The sequence below is a fragment of the Halopenitus malekzadehii genome (assembly GCF_900108505.1).
Lineage (GTDB): Archaea > Halobacteriota > Halobacteria > Halobacteriales > Haloferacaceae > Halopenitus > Halopenitus malekzadehii.
This window is the reverse complement of the sequence record NZ_FNWU01000003.1, coordinates 168,118-182,805: the sequence shown is the minus strand read 5'-3', so window position 1 is coordinate 182,805 and position 14,688 is coordinate 168,118. Positions and strand designations below refer to the sequence as shown.

Annotated in this window: 12 protein-coding genes; 5 read left to right on the top strand and 7 right to left on the bottom strand. The window is 67.5% G+C overall.

Annotated elements, in window-relative coordinates:
• Positions 1 to 4: 4 nt before the first annotated feature.
• From BLW38_RS08120 to BLW38_RS08105, 4 genes are all read right to left on the bottom strand, one after another.
• A complete protein-coding gene (locus BLW38_RS08120; RefSeq protein WP_092816746.1) occupies positions 5 to 973 on the bottom strand; it encodes an alpha-ketoacid dehydrogenase subunit beta in 969 nt (322 codons plus the stop codon).
• Between the two features lie 4 nt (positions 974 to 977).
• The gene (pdhA, locus tag BLW38_RS08115) at positions 978 to 2,132 is read right to left on the bottom strand and encodes a pyruvate dehydrogenase (acetyl-transferring) E1 component subunit alpha (RefSeq protein ID WP_092816745.1); all 1,155 of its coding nucleotides are present in this window, start codon (positions 2,130 to 2,132) and stop codon (positions 978 to 980) included.
• Between the two features lie 95 nt (positions 2,133 to 2,227).
• Complete coding sequence (gene lpdA / locus BLW38_RS08110; protein WP_092816744.1) at positions 2,228 to 3,670, bottom strand: dihydrolipoyl dehydrogenase; 1,443 nt, start codon at positions 3,668 to 3,670, stop codon at positions 2,228 to 2,230.
• 2 nt (positions 3,671 to 3,672) lie between these two features.
• Positions 3,673 to 5,346 (bottom strand): dihydrolipoamide acetyltransferase family protein, encoded by a 1,674-nt coding sequence (locus BLW38_RS08105; protein WP_092816743.1) that lies wholly within the window; start codon positions 5,344 to 5,346, stop codon positions 3,673 to 3,675.
• 206 nt (positions 5,347 to 5,552) lie between these two features.
• On the opposite strand from BLW38_RS08105, the gene BLW38_RS08100 reads away from it, so the two are divergent.
• Positions 5,553 to 6,311 (top strand): IclR family transcriptional regulator, encoded by a 759-nt coding sequence (locus BLW38_RS08100; RefSeq protein ID WP_092816742.1) that lies wholly within the window; start codon positions 5,553 to 5,555, stop codon positions 6,309 to 6,311.
• Between the two features lie 177 nt (positions 6,312 to 6,488).
• Here BLW38_RS08100 and BLW38_RS08095 read toward each other — a convergent pair whose 3' ends face one another.
• Positions 6,489 to 7,898 (bottom strand): MFS transporter, encoded by a 1,410-nt coding sequence (locus BLW38_RS08095; RefSeq protein ID WP_092816741.1) that lies wholly within the window; start codon positions 7,896 to 7,898, stop codon positions 6,489 to 6,491.
• Between the two features lie 168 nt (positions 7,899 to 8,066).
• Here BLW38_RS08095 and BLW38_RS08090 point away from each other — a divergent pair, with 168 nt between their 5' ends.
• Positions 8,067 to 8,843, top strand: a complete 777-nt coding sequence (locus BLW38_RS08090) for an IclR family transcriptional regulator (RefSeq protein WP_092816740.1) — start codon at positions 8,067 to 8,069, stop codon at positions 8,841 to 8,843.
• A 261-nt stretch (positions 8,844 to 9,104) separates the two neighbouring features.
• On the opposite strand, the gene BLW38_RS08085 is transcribed toward BLW38_RS08090, so the two are convergent.
• Together BLW38_RS08085 and BLW38_RS08080 are read right to left on the bottom strand one after the other, a co-directional pair.
• On the bottom strand, positions 9,105 to 10,097 hold the full coding sequence (locus BLW38_RS08085; protein WP_092816739.1) for an aminopeptidase: 993 nt from the start codon (positions 10,095 to 10,097) through the stop codon (positions 9,105 to 9,107).
• Positions 10,098 to 10,172: 75 nt separating this feature from the next.
• On the bottom strand, positions 10,173 to 11,276 hold the full coding sequence (locus tag BLW38_RS08080) for a zinc-dependent alcohol dehydrogenase (protein ID WP_092816860.1): 1,104 nt from the start codon (positions 11,274 to 11,276) through the stop codon (positions 10,173 to 10,175).
• Between the two features lie 218 nt (positions 11,277 to 11,494).
• Between BLW38_RS08080 and BLW38_RS08075 the strand changes: the two genes are divergently transcribed.
• The 3 genes from BLW38_RS08075 (at position 11,495) to BLW38_RS08070 (ending at position 14,600) form a co-directional block, all read left to right on the top strand.
• Positions 11,495 to 13,102, top strand: coding sequence for a rhodanese-like domain-containing protein (locus tag BLW38_RS08075; RefSeq protein ID WP_092816738.1), 1,608 nt, complete (start codon positions 11,495 to 11,497; stop codon positions 13,100 to 13,102).
• Between the two features lie 106 nt (positions 13,103 to 13,208).
• Positions 13,209 to 13,385, top strand: a complete 177-nt coding sequence (locus tag BLW38_RS16230; protein WP_177167463.1) for a hypothetical protein — start codon at positions 13,209 to 13,211, stop codon at positions 13,383 to 13,385.
• Positions 13,386 to 13,517: 132 nt separating this feature from the next.
• A complete protein-coding gene (locus BLW38_RS08070; protein WP_092816737.1) occupies positions 13,518 to 14,600 on the top strand; it encodes an alkaline phosphatase family protein in 1,083 nt (360 codons plus the stop codon).
• Positions 14,601 to 14,688: the final 88 nt, after the last annotated feature.

Below are 14,688 nucleotides of genomic sequence, written 5' to 3'. Positions count from 1 at the left end.
CCGGTCAGTACTCGACCGTCTCGACGATCGCTTCCTCGATGCGGGGCGGGTGCGGGATGTAGTAGTCCTCCATCGACAGCAGCGGAACCGGCGTGTCGAACCCGGTCACCCGACGCACCGGCGCCTCGAGGTACGCGAGCGCCTCGTCGTTGATCGTCGCGATCAGCTCGCCGGCGAAGCCGCCGCTTTTGGCGGCCTCGTGGACGATCACACAGCGGCCGGTCTTTTTGACGGACGTCACCACGGTCTCGCGGTCCAGCGGGGAGATCGATCGGAGATCGATCAGCTCGGCGTCGACGTCCGGCAGGTCCGCGAGTGCCTCCTGCGTGTTGTGCATCATCGCACCCCACGCGATCACGGTCACGTCGGACCCTTCTCGGCGAACCGCGGCCTCTCCCAGCGGGGTCGTGTGTTCCCCTTCGGGAACCTCCTCGCGGAACGATCGGTAGACGTGTTTCGGCTCCATGAACAACACCGGATCGGGGTCGCGGATCGCGCTCGTCAACATCCCCTTGGCGTCGGCCGGCGTGCTCGGGATCGCCACCTTCAGCCCCGGAAGATGACCGTAGGACGCCTCCAGGCTCTCCGAGTGGTGCTCGAGCGCGCGGACGCCGGCGCCGTAGGGGGTCCGCACCGTCATCGGCGCGGTGATCTCCCCGCGGGTCCGCCACCGGAGCCGGCTCGCGTTCGTCACGAGCTGGTCGAACGCCGGCGGGAGGAACCCCGAGAACTGGATCTCCGCGACCGGCCGGTAGCCGTGCGCGGCCAACCCGATCGCGCCGCCGACGATCGCGATCTCCGACAGCGGCGTATCGAGGACGCGGTCCCCGCCGAACTCCTCGAGGAGCCCCTCGGTCGCCCGGAACACGCCGCCGGACTCGGCGACGTCCTCGCCGAAGACCACGGTCCGGTCGTCGCTGGCCATCTCCTCGTGTAATGCGTCGTTTATCGCTTCGATGATGGTTGCCTTCATTGGATCACCCCTTGGGCCGGTGCTCGATGTACTCGTACAGCTCCGGTCGCCGTTCGAGCAGGTCGAGGAACGCATCGCGCTGTCGCTCGAGCTCCGGCGGAAGGTCCGCATACAGCCACTCGAACAGCTCCTCGGGGTCCCGCTCCGGGTAGTCGTCCGCCGCCGCGACCGCCTCGTCGAACAGCTCGTTCACCTCCTCGCGGATCGCCTCCTCGTCGACGGCCTCGAGCAGCCCACGCTTCTCGAGGAACGACCGGTAGCGCTCGAGGGGGTCCCGCCGTTCCCACGCCTCGACCTCCTCGTCCTCTCGATACCGCGTCGGATCGTCGCTCGTGGTGTGGGCGGCGCGGCGATACGTCACCGCCTCCACGAGCATCGGCTCGCCGGCAAGCGCCCGTTCGCGGGCCGTCGCGACCGCGTTGTAGACCGCGAGGACGTCGTTGCCGTCGACCCGGATCCCGTCCATTCCGTAGGCGAGCGCCTTCTGGGCGACGGTGTCGGCGGCAGTCTGCTCCTCGAAGGGCATCGAGATCGCGTACTGGTTGTTCTGGGTGAAAAACACCGCCGGGACCCCGAGCACGCCCGCGAAGTTGATTCCCTCGTGGAACGCGCCGGTCGAGGTCGCCCCGTCGCCGAGGTTGACGAACGAGACCGCGTCCTCGTCGTCGAGCTTCTGTCCCCAGGCCTTCCCGGTCGCGACCGGGATGTGTGAGCCGATCGAGATCGCGAACCCGAAGACGTTCGCGCCCTCCATCCGCGAGGCGTCCTCGACGCCGCGCCAGTACAACAGGAGGTCCCGCATCGAGAGGCCGTGCATCAACAGGGCTCCGGCCTCCCGCCCGTACGGGAAGATCCAGTCCTCGTCGACCAACGCGAACGCGCTGCCGATGATGCTCGCCTCCTGGCCCTGCCCCGAGGCATACGTCCCGAGCATCCCCCGCCGCTGGAGCTTCGTCGCGCGCTCGTCGAAGGTCCGTTGCAACACCATCCACCGGTACAACTCGCGGAACCAGTCGTCGTCGAGGTCGGGAACCGCCTCGGGGGAGACCACCGATCCATCGGCGTCCACCACCCGGTGGGTCCCGACGTCGAGATCGCCCTGTGAGACGCCCTCGACGTCGACGGATCCCGAGGGTCCCGGACGTGGCCGTTCGTTCATACGATACGATCACCCTCGAACAGGGATGTAATATGTGTTCCGGTGGTCGGATGGCGTGACCCGGCGTCCGCGGATCCGTCGTGGGGACGGTCGTCTCACCGATTGAGGGTGTGTATCGCCTGCCCGAGGGCGTTTTCTGCGGCCTCCATCACGGCTTCCGACAGCGTCGGATGGGTGTGAACGGTCGTCGCGACGTCCTCGAGGGTCGCGCCCATCTCGATCGCGAGGCCGATCTCCGCGATCAGTTCCGACGCCTCGGGGGCGACGACCTGCCCGCCCAGGACGTAGCCGCTCGGCTCGTCGGCGACGATCCGGACGAAGCCGTCGGTCTCGTCCATCGTGAGCGCGCGCCCGCTCGCACGAAGCGGCATCTCGCCGACGACCGGGTCGAACCCGTCCTCGGCGGCCTCGGCCTCGGTAAGTCCCACCGTCCCGATCTCCGGATCGGTGAACACCGCGCTCGGGATCGCCTGCGCGTCGAGAGCGGCCGGTTCGCCCGCGATGGTTTCGGCGGCGACGATGCCCTCGTGGCTGGCGGCGTGGGCGAGCATCGGGTCGCCCGCGACGTCGCCGACCGCGAAGACGTGGTCGAGGTCGGTCCGGCCCTGCGCGTCGGTCTTGAGGACCCCGTTTTCGTCGGGCTCCAGGCCGGCTGCGTCCAGTTCGAGCGTGTCCGTGACCGGCTCGCGACCGACCGCGACCAGCACGCGGTCGGCCCCATAGACCGACTCCTCGCCGTCCTCGGTCTCGGTGACGATCTCGATCCCGTCCCCGTCTCCGTCCCCGTCGTCGGTCTCGCGCCGGTCGCTGGCGCCCTCGCCGAAGGAGAAGTCGATCCCCAACTCCTCGGCGCGCGACCGGACGACGCGTTTCACGTCGTCCTCGTAGATCGGGAGCACGTCGTCGAGCATCTCGACCACGGTGACGTCGGCGCCGAGCTTGGCGAACGTCGTCGAGAGCTCCATGCCGATGTAGCCGGCGCCCACGACCACGAGCCGGTCGGGGACGGTGTCGGCGGCCAGCGCGTCCCGCGAGGACCACACGGCCTCCTCGGCGAACGGGAAGTTCGGGATCTCGATCGGCCGGCTCCCCGTCGCCACGATCGCGTGCTCGAACTCGACGGACTCCATCCCCTGGCCGTCGCCGCCGTGGGCGATTCGGGCGGTGTGTTCGCCGGAGAACGCGGCGGTCCCCTCGATGAGGGTCACGCCGTTCGCCTTACACAGCTTCTCGACGCCGCCGGTAAGCTGGTCGACGACGTCGTCCTTCCAGTCGGTCAACGCGGCCGCGTCGACCGCCGGATCGGCGTGGATACCCATCCCCTCGGCGTGTGCCGCCTCGTGGGCCACGTCCGCGGCGTTGATCAGCGCCTTCGAGGGGATACAGCCGTGGTTCAGACAGGTCCCGCCGTAGGCGTCCTTCTCGACGAGCGTGACGTCGAGGTCGCGTTGTGCGGCGCGGATCGCGGCCACGTAGCCGCCGGGGCCCCCGCCGATAACCAATACGTCCGTTCCGGTCGTGACGTCTCCCATCACCATGATTACTCGAGCAACAGCAGGTCCGGGTTGTTCAGGTACCGCGTAACCTCGTTCGTGAACCGGGCGGCGTCGGCGCCATCGACCACGCGGTGGTCGACCGACATCGAGACCGTCAACAGGTCCCGGGGAACCACCTCGCCCTCGTGGACCGCCGGCTTCCGCTTGATCTCGCCGAGCGCCAGGATCCCCACCTCCGGGTAGTTGATGATCGGCGAGGCGTGTTCGCCGCCGATCGCCCCGAGGTTCGTGATCGTGAACGTGCTCCCCTGCAGCTCCTCGGGCGAGATCGTTCGATTCCGGGCCCGGGCGGCGAGATCACGGACCTCAGCGGCCAGCTCGAGGAGCCCCTTCTCGTCGGCGTCCTCGACGACGGGCACCATCAGCCCCGCGTCGGTCGCGACCGCGATGCCGATGTCGTAGCTGTCGTGAACGATGATCTCCTCGGCCGCCTCGTCCAGCTCCGCGTTGAGGATCGGCTGTGCACGCAGTCCCGCCACGACCGCCTTGATCACGAACGGCAGGTAGGTTAGCCGGGGTGCGTCCTCGGTCGTCGACGCGGTGAGGCGTTCGCGCGTCTCGACCAGGTCGCTGACGTCGACCTCGTCGTGATGGCTGACGTGCGGGGCCGTGTACTTCGCGGTCGCCATCCGTTCACCGATGGTCCGGCGGACGCCCCGATACGGGATCCGGTCACCCAGCTGGGTCCCCTCCGTATCCGCTTCAGTCCCGGCTTCTGACTCGGTACCGGAACTTGCGCCCCCGGCGGCTGCTGGGCCGGATCCGGTGGTTCCGTCGTCGACTCCGGATCCGGAAGCGCTGGCGTCGACGCCGGTCTCGCCCGCGACGTATGCGCGCACGTCCTCGGGCGTGACGTACGCCTCGCCGTCGCGCCGCTCGCTTGCGGGAACCGCATCGATGTCGATATCCTCCTCCCGAGCGAGTTCTCGGGTTGCGGGCATCGCGAGCGTCCGATCCCGATCGGCGTTCCGCGCGCCGACACCGTCGCTCCCGCCGACCGTCGGGTCACTCCTCGTTCGGCCGTTCTCGCCCGCCGGCGGTCCATCATCGGCATCCGTCGGCGTGCCTCCGGACGCCATCGATCCGCCCGGGGTCGCCATCGATCCGCCCTCGGACGCCGTCAGCTCGTCCTGGCCGTCCGGTGGCGATCGTCCGGTGATGGCTGCACGGAGGTCATCGCCGGTGATGCGCCTGCCCGGGCCGCTTCCCGGGACGGTCGCCAGGTCCACGTCGGCCTCGCGCGCGGATCGGCGAACGCTCGGCGGGGCGAACACGCGATCGGTCGGGGTGTCGACCGTGCCGGTGCCCTCGGTCACCGCCGCGTCGGTTTCATCGCCGGCGGCGTCACCGTCGTTCCCTCCCCGGTCGGCGTCGGCCGTTGCCGACTCCGTGTCGCTCTCGGTCGTCGATCCCTCCTCGTCGACGTCGAAGGTAACGATCACGTCCCCGACGGGCACGATCTCGCCTGCCTCGGCGTGAAGCTGCGTGACGACGCCGTCGTAGGCTGCGGGGATCTCCACGATCGCCTTGTCGGTTTCCACCTCGGCGACGGGCTGGTCCTCCTCGACGCGCTCGCCCTCCTCGACGAGCCAGGCGACGAGTTCGCCCTCGGCGACGCCCTCGCCGACGTCGGGCAACGCGAATTGGGTTTCTCCCATCTCGATCGGTGGTCTTGCTCCCGTGATATATCTTCTTCGGTGGCGTCCCCCGGACGAGCCCGTCCGCAGCGGCACACCACCGTCGGCACGCCCGCACAGTCACGTCCGCGTTGCCACGCCTGCGCCCCCGCGTCCGCCGTCGATCCCGGGATGTCGTTCACTATCGATGAAAAGGTATTTGCGACCACGCCCTGTGTCCCATACGTATGGGTGGGACCACCAAGACGATCGGTGCCGTCGAGCGAGCGTTCGAGATCATTGAAGCGATCGAACGGCTCGAGAGCGCCGGCGCGTCCGCGATCGCGGACGAGCTGTCGCTGTCGAAGAGCACGGCGTACACGCACCTCCACACGCTGCAGGAGATCGGCTATCTCCGGAAGGAGGACGGCCACTACCGGCTGAGCGGCGACTTCCTGCGCCTCGGGACGGCCGTCCAACAGGGCTTTCCGGTCTATCGACGCGGCCGGTCACACGTCGAGGAGTTGGCCGATCGGACCGGCGAACGGGCGAACCTCGTCGTCGAGGAACGCGGCAAGGGTACCTGCGTCCACGCCGCGAACGCCGGCGGCGCGGCCGACGGCGCGATGACCCGCGGCGAGCGCCGGCATATGCACGCGACCGCGACCGGCAAAGCCCTGCTTGCACATCTCCCCGAGGACCGCGTCGACGAGATCGTCGAGACGCACGGGCTTCCCTCGTTCACCGACCACACGATCACCTCACGGGAGGCTCTGGAGTCGGAACTCGCGGAGATCCGCGAGACCGGGATCGCGATCGACGCCGAGGAGAGCATCCTCGGGCTCCGCTGTTTTGCTGCCCCCATTCTCGTCGAGGAAACGGTGATCGGATCGGTCAGCGTGTCGGGCCCATCGCGTCAGTTCACCGATCCGGACCGTGAGCCCGAACTCACCGAGGCCGTCCGCGAGACGGCCAACGTCATCGAACTCGACTTCGTGTTTGGATGAGGATCTCAACCGCGTCAGCTGTCATCGGTGATCCGTTCTGTAGTGGTGAACAAGGAGTCATCCGGCGCGTACGAGGCGTGTCATCTCGAACCATATTCGGCGATGGTGAACGTCTTGCCGCCTTCGTTCCGTTCCGCCCCCGATATATTACAAGATTATGGCTGTAATCCGAACGCTTCAATGACCCTCATCGGTCGTCGTCTCCCTCGTCTCCCTCGTCTCTGCCGTATTCACGGTCTCTGCCGCGCCTTCCGTGTCCGTCGTGGTCGGCGCAGCCGTGGCGTACCGGACGATCAGCAGGACGCCCAGGCCGACCGCCAGGGCCGCGACGGCGGCGAAGACGAGAAAGAACGTCCCGGTCGTTCCGTAGGTCAACACGAATCCGGCGAGGGAGGCGCCGACGGCGCCGACGCCGTAGACCCCGAGGTAGAAGTAGCCGAAGGACAGCCCGCGAACGTCGGCGTCGGAATACTCCGCCAACAGGGCCTGTCGGATCGGCGCCGTCATGTAGATGGTGAACCCGAGGGCACCGCAGACGATGAGCATCGGTACGATGCCCGCCTCGGCTGCGGGCAGGAACGCGAGCGAGGCGCCGACGAGGACCACGTACGTCGCGATGAGCGCGACCACCGTCCGCGTTCGATCCGTCAGTTTGCCGCCGACGTACTGGCCCCCCGCCCCCAACAGGAGCAGCCCCGCGAAGACGTATTGGCTCGGCTCGATGGTTCGCTCGCCCAGCGGAACCGGGGCGAAAAGCGGGAGGTCGGCGAGGATCTCCGGCAGGAACGAGAGGATCCCCCGTGAGTAGACGCCGTGAACCATCATGATCGCGAACGCCACGAGGAACCCCCCGGTGAAGAGGTGTTTCGACTGCGCCAGAAACCCGCGGAGGTCGGTGATGCCTCCGCGGGTCGTGCGCTCGTCGACGTCGGTTCCGGTCTCTTCGTCGACGTCGGTTCCGGTCTCTTCGTCGACGTCGGTTCCGGTCTCTTCGTCGACGTCGGGGCCGTCTCCGTTCACGCCGTCGGATCCGGCGCGCTCGTCGAACTCGAATCGGAACGCGATCGCCGCCGCGAGGACCGCGGGGGCCGCAAACGCGATCGCCACCCACTTCCAGGGAGCGACCGTCAACAGCACCGCCGCCGCGAACGGTCCGAGTGCGGTCCCGACGTTTCCCGCCGCGCCGTGGTACGCCAGTGCGGTTCCGCGTTCGGTGGGTCCCCGGGTCAAAAGCGACAGCGCAGCGGGGTGATACAGGCTGGAGGCGATCCCCCAGACGATCAACGCGAGCGCGAGGACCTCGATGCGCGGCGCGAGCCCGATGAGCAGGAACGACCCACCCATCCCGAGGATCGACGCCGTCATCAGCCGTTTGGACCCGTATTCGTCCGCGAGCACGCCGCTGCCGATCGCACCGAGACCGATCATCGCCAGGCCACCGCCGACGAGCAACCCGATCACTGCTGCGGAGACGTCGAACGCGACGAGCCAGTAGACGATGAACAGCGGGATCGCGAGCTCGTACAGGTGAAACATCGAGTGGCCGATCATCGAGAAGCCGACGATCGCTCGATCGTTGGGGGTCATCGGTGTGTCTCTACCCGTCGGAAGGTCGCCGATCGGCTTAAGCGTAGGCCTTCCGGCGATGCGGTCGTGTGGCTGCCAGGCCCCTCCCCGTTGAGACCGTCCTTCGAACCGCCATCCACGTTCTATATGATCGAACGATATTTGTAGGCCCCCGTCAATAGTGGATATATGACACGGGGAACGGACACAGGGAACAGGGATACGGTGCAAACGACCAGAACGATGCTCGAGACCGTCGAGGTGATCAAGCGGCTCGAGGGAGCGACGGTGACCGAGGTCGCCGCCGAGCTCGGGTACGCGAAAAGCACCGTCTATCGACACCTGTCGACGCTTTCCGACCTCGGATACGTGGTCAAGACGGACAACGAGTACCGCGTCGGCCTGCGGTTCCTGGAGCTCGGCCAGCACGCCCGAACCCGCCAGGCCGGGTACGACCTGACGACGAAGAAGGTCGAGGAGATCGCCGAACGGACCGGCGAGCGGGCGCAGTTCATCGTCAGGGAACACGGCGATGCGGTCTACATCCACCGGGCGTTCGGCGACGACGCGGTGCGCACCGATCCGGGGATCGGAAGCCGGATCCCCCTGCACGCGACGGCGGCGGGGAAGGCGATCCTCGCGAACCTCGATGAGGACGAACTGTTCGACGTTCTGGAACAGACCGACTTCGAGGGATTCACCGATCACACCATCACGGACCGGGAGGAACTCCTGGACGAGCTCGCGGAGATCCGGGAGCGCGGCTACAGCTTCAATCGGGAGGAGAACCTCAAGGGCCTCCACGCGGTGGGCGTCCCGATCCTCGGTGACGGCGGCGTGGTGATCGGCGCGTTGAGCGTGTCCGGCCCGAGCCACCGACTGCGCGGCGATCGGTTCCACGAGGACCTTCCGAACCTCCTGTTGGGGACGGCGAACGAGCTCGAGTTGAACATCACGCACACCTGACCGTGTTGAATTACAATATTACGATAGTCAGTATCTCCGGTCGGCGCGGTCGGTGGCTCCAGGATTCGATCGTCGTTCATCGTCTTCCGTTCGACGCTACGCAACAACGGTCTCGACGGTGGATTCCGGACGTTTCGGCCGTCCACGTGTGACCATTCCGACGCGATTTTCGCCAGTTCGTTCCGCAATGTCGAATCGGTGGCGTTGAACCGGCATCCACGCTTCCGTGTCACCGCTGATCGCGTGTCCCGCTCCCGATCGTCACTCGTCCCGCCCCGTGACGTCATCCAGACGGTCGCGTCGGAGATCGCCGGCATCCAGGATCCGCGTCCCGTCGAGCTCGACGGTCGGCTTTCGCACGAGCCCGTCTAGATGGATCGACGACCGGGTCTCTCCCGCAAGCGTTTGGTCGTCGCCGATCGCGAAGTGGATCGTTCCGAGCCGTTTCTTGTCCTCGGCGAGGTTGCCCACGAGCCGGGCGTCCGGGTTCGTCCCGATGGCGAACTCGGCGAGGTTCCGCGCACCCGCGTCCGCCCCCTCGATCGTCTCACGAAGCTCGTCGGCCTCCCGTCCGCCCGACACCGCGGTGACGTCGCCGTCCTCCAGGGTCAACTCGATCGGGTCGTCCAGTCGCCCGATGCCGTCCATCGAATAGTCGATGACGATCGTGCCGGTTCCCGAGGCGGGTGAGGTCGGCGACTCCCCGGCCGGGTACGCACCGAGGTTGTCGTTGTGTTCGTGGCAGTATCCGTCGAGCGAGAAGGCGGGCTGGCCGCGAAGGTCGAGCGTGACGTCCGTCCCCGCGGGGCTCCGAACTGTCGCCTCCGAGGCAGCATCGAGCGCCTCGCGGACGGCGAGGGTCCGCTCGCGCAGTCGCTCGTAGTCGGTGTCGATCCCGCCGGCGACGAACATGTCCTCGGTGACGCCCCGGAACACCGCCGTTCGAGCACCCGACTCGAGCGCGTTCCGGAACCCGTCCGTGTGGGTGATCGAGTTGGTCGTCGCGGTGAACACCACGTCCGCCGCCGTCATCGCGGCGATGACCGTGTCCGGCGCCTCGTTGCCGTGTTCGTCGGTTCGCGGCATGATCTCCACGACGGTCATCGCCCCGGTCGCTCGACAGGCCGCAGCGATCGTCTCCGCGATGTCCAGTTTCCCCGTATCGGTGAGCACGACGACGTCGTCCGTCGCATCGACGCCGATCACGTCGTCCACGATCCGTCGGGAAACGGCGCTCGTCTCGATAGATCTCATCGTGTATCGATCACACGTCACGTATAAAATAGGTGTGTATTCTCGACGGGCGGGACGGCTACTCCGAGCGGCCGATCACTCCGAAAGCACGATCTGGGCGGGGCCGCGTGCTCCGTATTCCGCCTTGTTCAACGTTATCTCGACGGCCGTCTCGAACGACTCGAGCCCGTCGAGCTCGTGGGTGATGTACTCCTCCAGCGAGACGCGGCCGTCGTCGACGAGCTCGCCCGCCAGCTCCCCGGTCGTCGTGTTCGGCGTCGGCGCGGTGACGCCGGTGACCGGGTTGATCCAGTCGACGCTCTTGGTGCGGACCGCTCGCGGCGCGATCGAAATCTCATCGATGATGTAGCCAACCTGGACGACCGACCCCCCGGACCGGGCCATCCCGAACGCCTGCGCCAGTGGGTCGGACCCCTCGGTCCCGTGGCTCTGTTCGCCACCGACCGCCTCGAAGACCACGTCGGCGCCGACGCCCGCGGTGGCGGCCTCGACCGCCTGAACCGGATCCGTTTCGCGTGCGTTGACCGTCTCGAAGCCGTGGGCCGCGAGAACGTCCAGCTTTTCGGGATCGACGTCGACCCCGATCACCGTCCGAGCCCCCTGGGTCCGCGCCAACTGCGCGCACTGATACCCCATCACGCCGGTTCCAATCACCGCGACGACGTCACCGGTTCCGATGTCGGCCTCGTCGACGGCGAGGATCGAGCTCGCCAGCGGCTGCAGCGCCGCCGTCTCCGCGTCGGAAACGCCCTCTGGAACCGTACACAGCCCCTCCGCCGGAAAGACCGCGTACTCGGCCAGCGCCCCCGGCGTGTCGTAGCCGAGATAGGTCTTGTTCGGACAGTGGAGCTCGAATCCGCGGTCACACTGCCGGCAGTCGTGACACGGGATCTTCGCCGGGGCGTACACCCGGTCGCCGATCTCGAAGCTCGAGACGTCCTCCCCGAGCTCGACCACGCGGCCGCAGAACTCGTGGCCGAACACCTGCGCCGGACCGTCCTCGAACCGGCGTTTGATCGCCTCGTAATGGGCGATCCGCTGCCCGCGGTAGAGGGCGCATTCCGTGACGCTGAGCTGTACACGATCGATGGCGACCTTCACGTCGCCGTTCTCCGGCTCCGGCTCGGGGACCGTCTCGATGCTGTGGTCCTCAAAGCCGTGACACACGATTGCCTGCATCGTCTGCCCCCTCGGCGGAGAGACGCTTAAAGCCTTGTTCCGATCCATCGCCTGTCGCCCGATGGGCGGCACCGCCGGCGATCGGTCAACGACGGTCGCCTGCCGACCGCTGACGGCGACGTCGATCATCGCATCGACTGTTCGTCGCCCGACCGCGCCCACACCCGCCAACCGACAGGTTATTAGCCATCGGTTGTAATTCGGTACCAAGGTATACGATGGCTGGGTCACACGCACCGGCCGCGCTCCGAGAGCGACTCGACTCCTCGGATCCGGTCGCACTCATCGACGTTCGACCCTCGCTCGCGTACGTGGAGGGACACATTCTGGAGAGCACGTGGGTTCCGCGCCGCGAGCTCGAGCGGCGGCTCCCCGAACTCGTGCCGAACCGATCGACGCCGATCGTGTTGTGTGATGATCACGGCGAACGATCGGTGACCGACGCGAGATGGCTGGAAGCGCTCGGTTACGAGACCGTCGACTATCTGGACGGCGGCGTCGAGGCGTGGGCGGCGGCAGGGTACGACCTCGTGGAGGCCGACGGGGACGTGCACGCCACCGCGTTCAACTACGAGAGCAAGGCGTTCGGCGAACAGGTGGCGGCGACGCGAGATCTGCCGACGATCAGTCCGGACGATCTGGAGGAACGACGGGACGACGTGACCGTGATCGACGTGCGTAACCCGCCCGAATACGAGCGATGGGGAACCATCCCGGGATCGGTCAACGTCGAGGGGTTCGATCTCCCGCTGTACGTCGAGGCGGTTCGAGAGGACGACGAGCCGGTCGTCGTTCATTGTGCCGGTCGAACCCGAAGCATCATCGGCACGGCAACCCTTCAGGCGCTCGGGATCGACAACGTCTACGAGTTGGAAAACGGCACGATGGGGTGGCAACTCGCCGGCAAGGAGCTGGCGGCTGGCCCCGGTCGCCCCGACGACGCGACGGTCGATCCGGACCGACGCGATCGGCTCCGGAAAACGGCGCGGGAGCTGCTGGCCGACACGGACGTGTCGATGCTCTCGCCCGCGGACCTCGATCGGCTCGAGGAGTCGGCCGCCGACGAGGACGTGGTCTACCGCTTCGACGTGCGAACCGAGCCGGAGTTCGCGGATGGGCACCTTCCCGGATCGACCCACGTCGCCGGCGGGCAGTTGGTTCAGACTGCAGGCCGCCACATCGCCGTTCGCGATGCAGAGATCGTCGTAATCTCCGAGACGGACGTCCGAGCCGGGATCACGGCGTACTGGCTCGACCGTATGGGGTTCGAGAACGTCCACGTGCTGGCGGGCGGAACGACCGCGTGGACCGAGGACGGCCGGTCGCTCGTGACCGAGGATGACGTCGAGCCCCTCGGCGGCGACATCGTCGCGCGCAGCGTCGAGTACGTCTCCCCGGCAACGCTGTCGGACACGATCGACGAGCGAACGGTGGTTCACGTCGGCGACTACGACGCCTATACGGACGGACACGTGCCGGGTTCGTGGTGGGCGCCCCGGTACGAACTCGGCGACGTGTTGACCGATGATCTCAGTGGCGCGGACGACGACGCCGAAAGTGGCCGGACTACCGACGTCGTCTTGACCTGCGAGACCGGCACGGTCGCCGATCGCGCCGGCGCCCAGCTCGTCCATAGCGGCCGGATCGAGACCGTCACCGTCCTCGATGGGGGCGTCGAGGCCTGGCGGGCTGCCGACCTGCCGATCGCGGAGGGCGACGCCGACCGCGTGCTGCGGGAGCCACGGCGGGCGACGCGGAAGCCGTACGCGCAGGGCGATCGGGAGATGGACCAGTACCTGCGGTGGGAGGAAGGGCTCGTCGAGTGACGGCGGCGGTCGGTCGAACCGCGGGGACTGTTCACGTCCGAACCGCGGGGACTGTTCACGTCCGAACCGCGGGGACTTTTGACGCCCGGCGTCGAACGCAGGGATAATGGCTCACTCAGCGGTGGAGGGAATTCAGGCGGACGTCGCCGTCGGCGTCTTCCTCGTGCTGTCGGGGATCGCGATTATGGTGATCGGTGATCGGACTTACGCGCTCGCCTGTTTCGGCGTGGGGCTCCTGTTTCTGGCAAGAGCATTGACCAGAGCCTGGTTTTATAACCGGTGATCTGACTGGGGACCGGTCCTCCGACCGACTTCGGTGACTGGTTCTCCGACCGACCTGATCGATCGCGTGTGTTCACAACTGGTGACCGGAGCCGTGGTACACGTTTATATCGGTTCCCGTTGTATCCGCGCTATGACGAACGTCGTTATTTGCTGTGACGGCCTCGATCCGACCTATCTCGGTGACGTCGACACCCCCGGCTGGGACGCGATCGCCGCGGCCGGGCGGGCGGGAACCTGTTCGGCGGCCGTGCCGACCCTCACGAACGTCAACAACGTCGGGATCGTCACCGGCGTGCCGCCTCGCGACCACGGCATCACCGGCAACACGTACTACGACGCGGAACGCGGCGATCGGGTGTATATGACGGACCCCTCGTTCCTCCGGCATGACTCCGTCCTCCAGCGGGCGGCCGACGGCGGTGATCGCGCCGGCGCGTTGGTCGTCAAGGAGAAGCTCCGGCGGATGATCGGACGCGGCTGCGTAGTCGCCGCCAGCGCCGAGGATCCGCCGACCTGGCTCGAGGAGGCGATCGGCCCGGCGCCGGATATCTACTCCGGGCACGCGAGCGAGTGGGTCCTCAACGCCGCCGCGTTCGTCCTCGCGGACCGCGACCTCGACTGGCTGTACGTCTCCACGACGGACGTCGTCCCCCACAAGCACGCCCCGGACGAGTCCCGCGCGGTCGAGTGGATCCGGGCGCTCGACGAGGGGATCGCCACGGTCGCCGACCGCGCCGACGACGTCGTCGTCACCGCGGATCACGGAATGTCGCGGAAGACGACGGTCGTCGACCTCGAATCGATCCTCGCCGCGGCCGGACACGATCCCGTCGTCGTCCGGCTGATCCGCGATCGGCACACGTACCATCACCGAAACCTCGGCGGGGCCGCGTACGTCCACGTCGACGATCCGGACGCGGCGGGCGCCGTGATCCGGGACCATCCCGACATCGACGTCGTGTGCTCGCGGGCGGAGGCGGCCGCACGGTTCGACCTCCCACCCGACCGTATCGGCGACCTGGTCGTCCTCGGGGCCGAATCCGCCGTTTTTGGCCCCGTCGAGGACGGCCACGTCGGTCCCGTCGACGTCCGGTCTCACGGCTCACACCACGAAATTACGGTTCCGTACGCGACGACCCTCGATGGTGCCCTCGATCGAAACCGAGACGCCTTCGACGTCTTCGAGACCTCGCCGTCACGCGACACCGCCTGACGCGCCGATCCCGTTCCGACCGATCGAGTTGGACCCGACCGTCCCGGGACGATCACGTCACGGGATCACATAGAAGAACTTTAGTGAT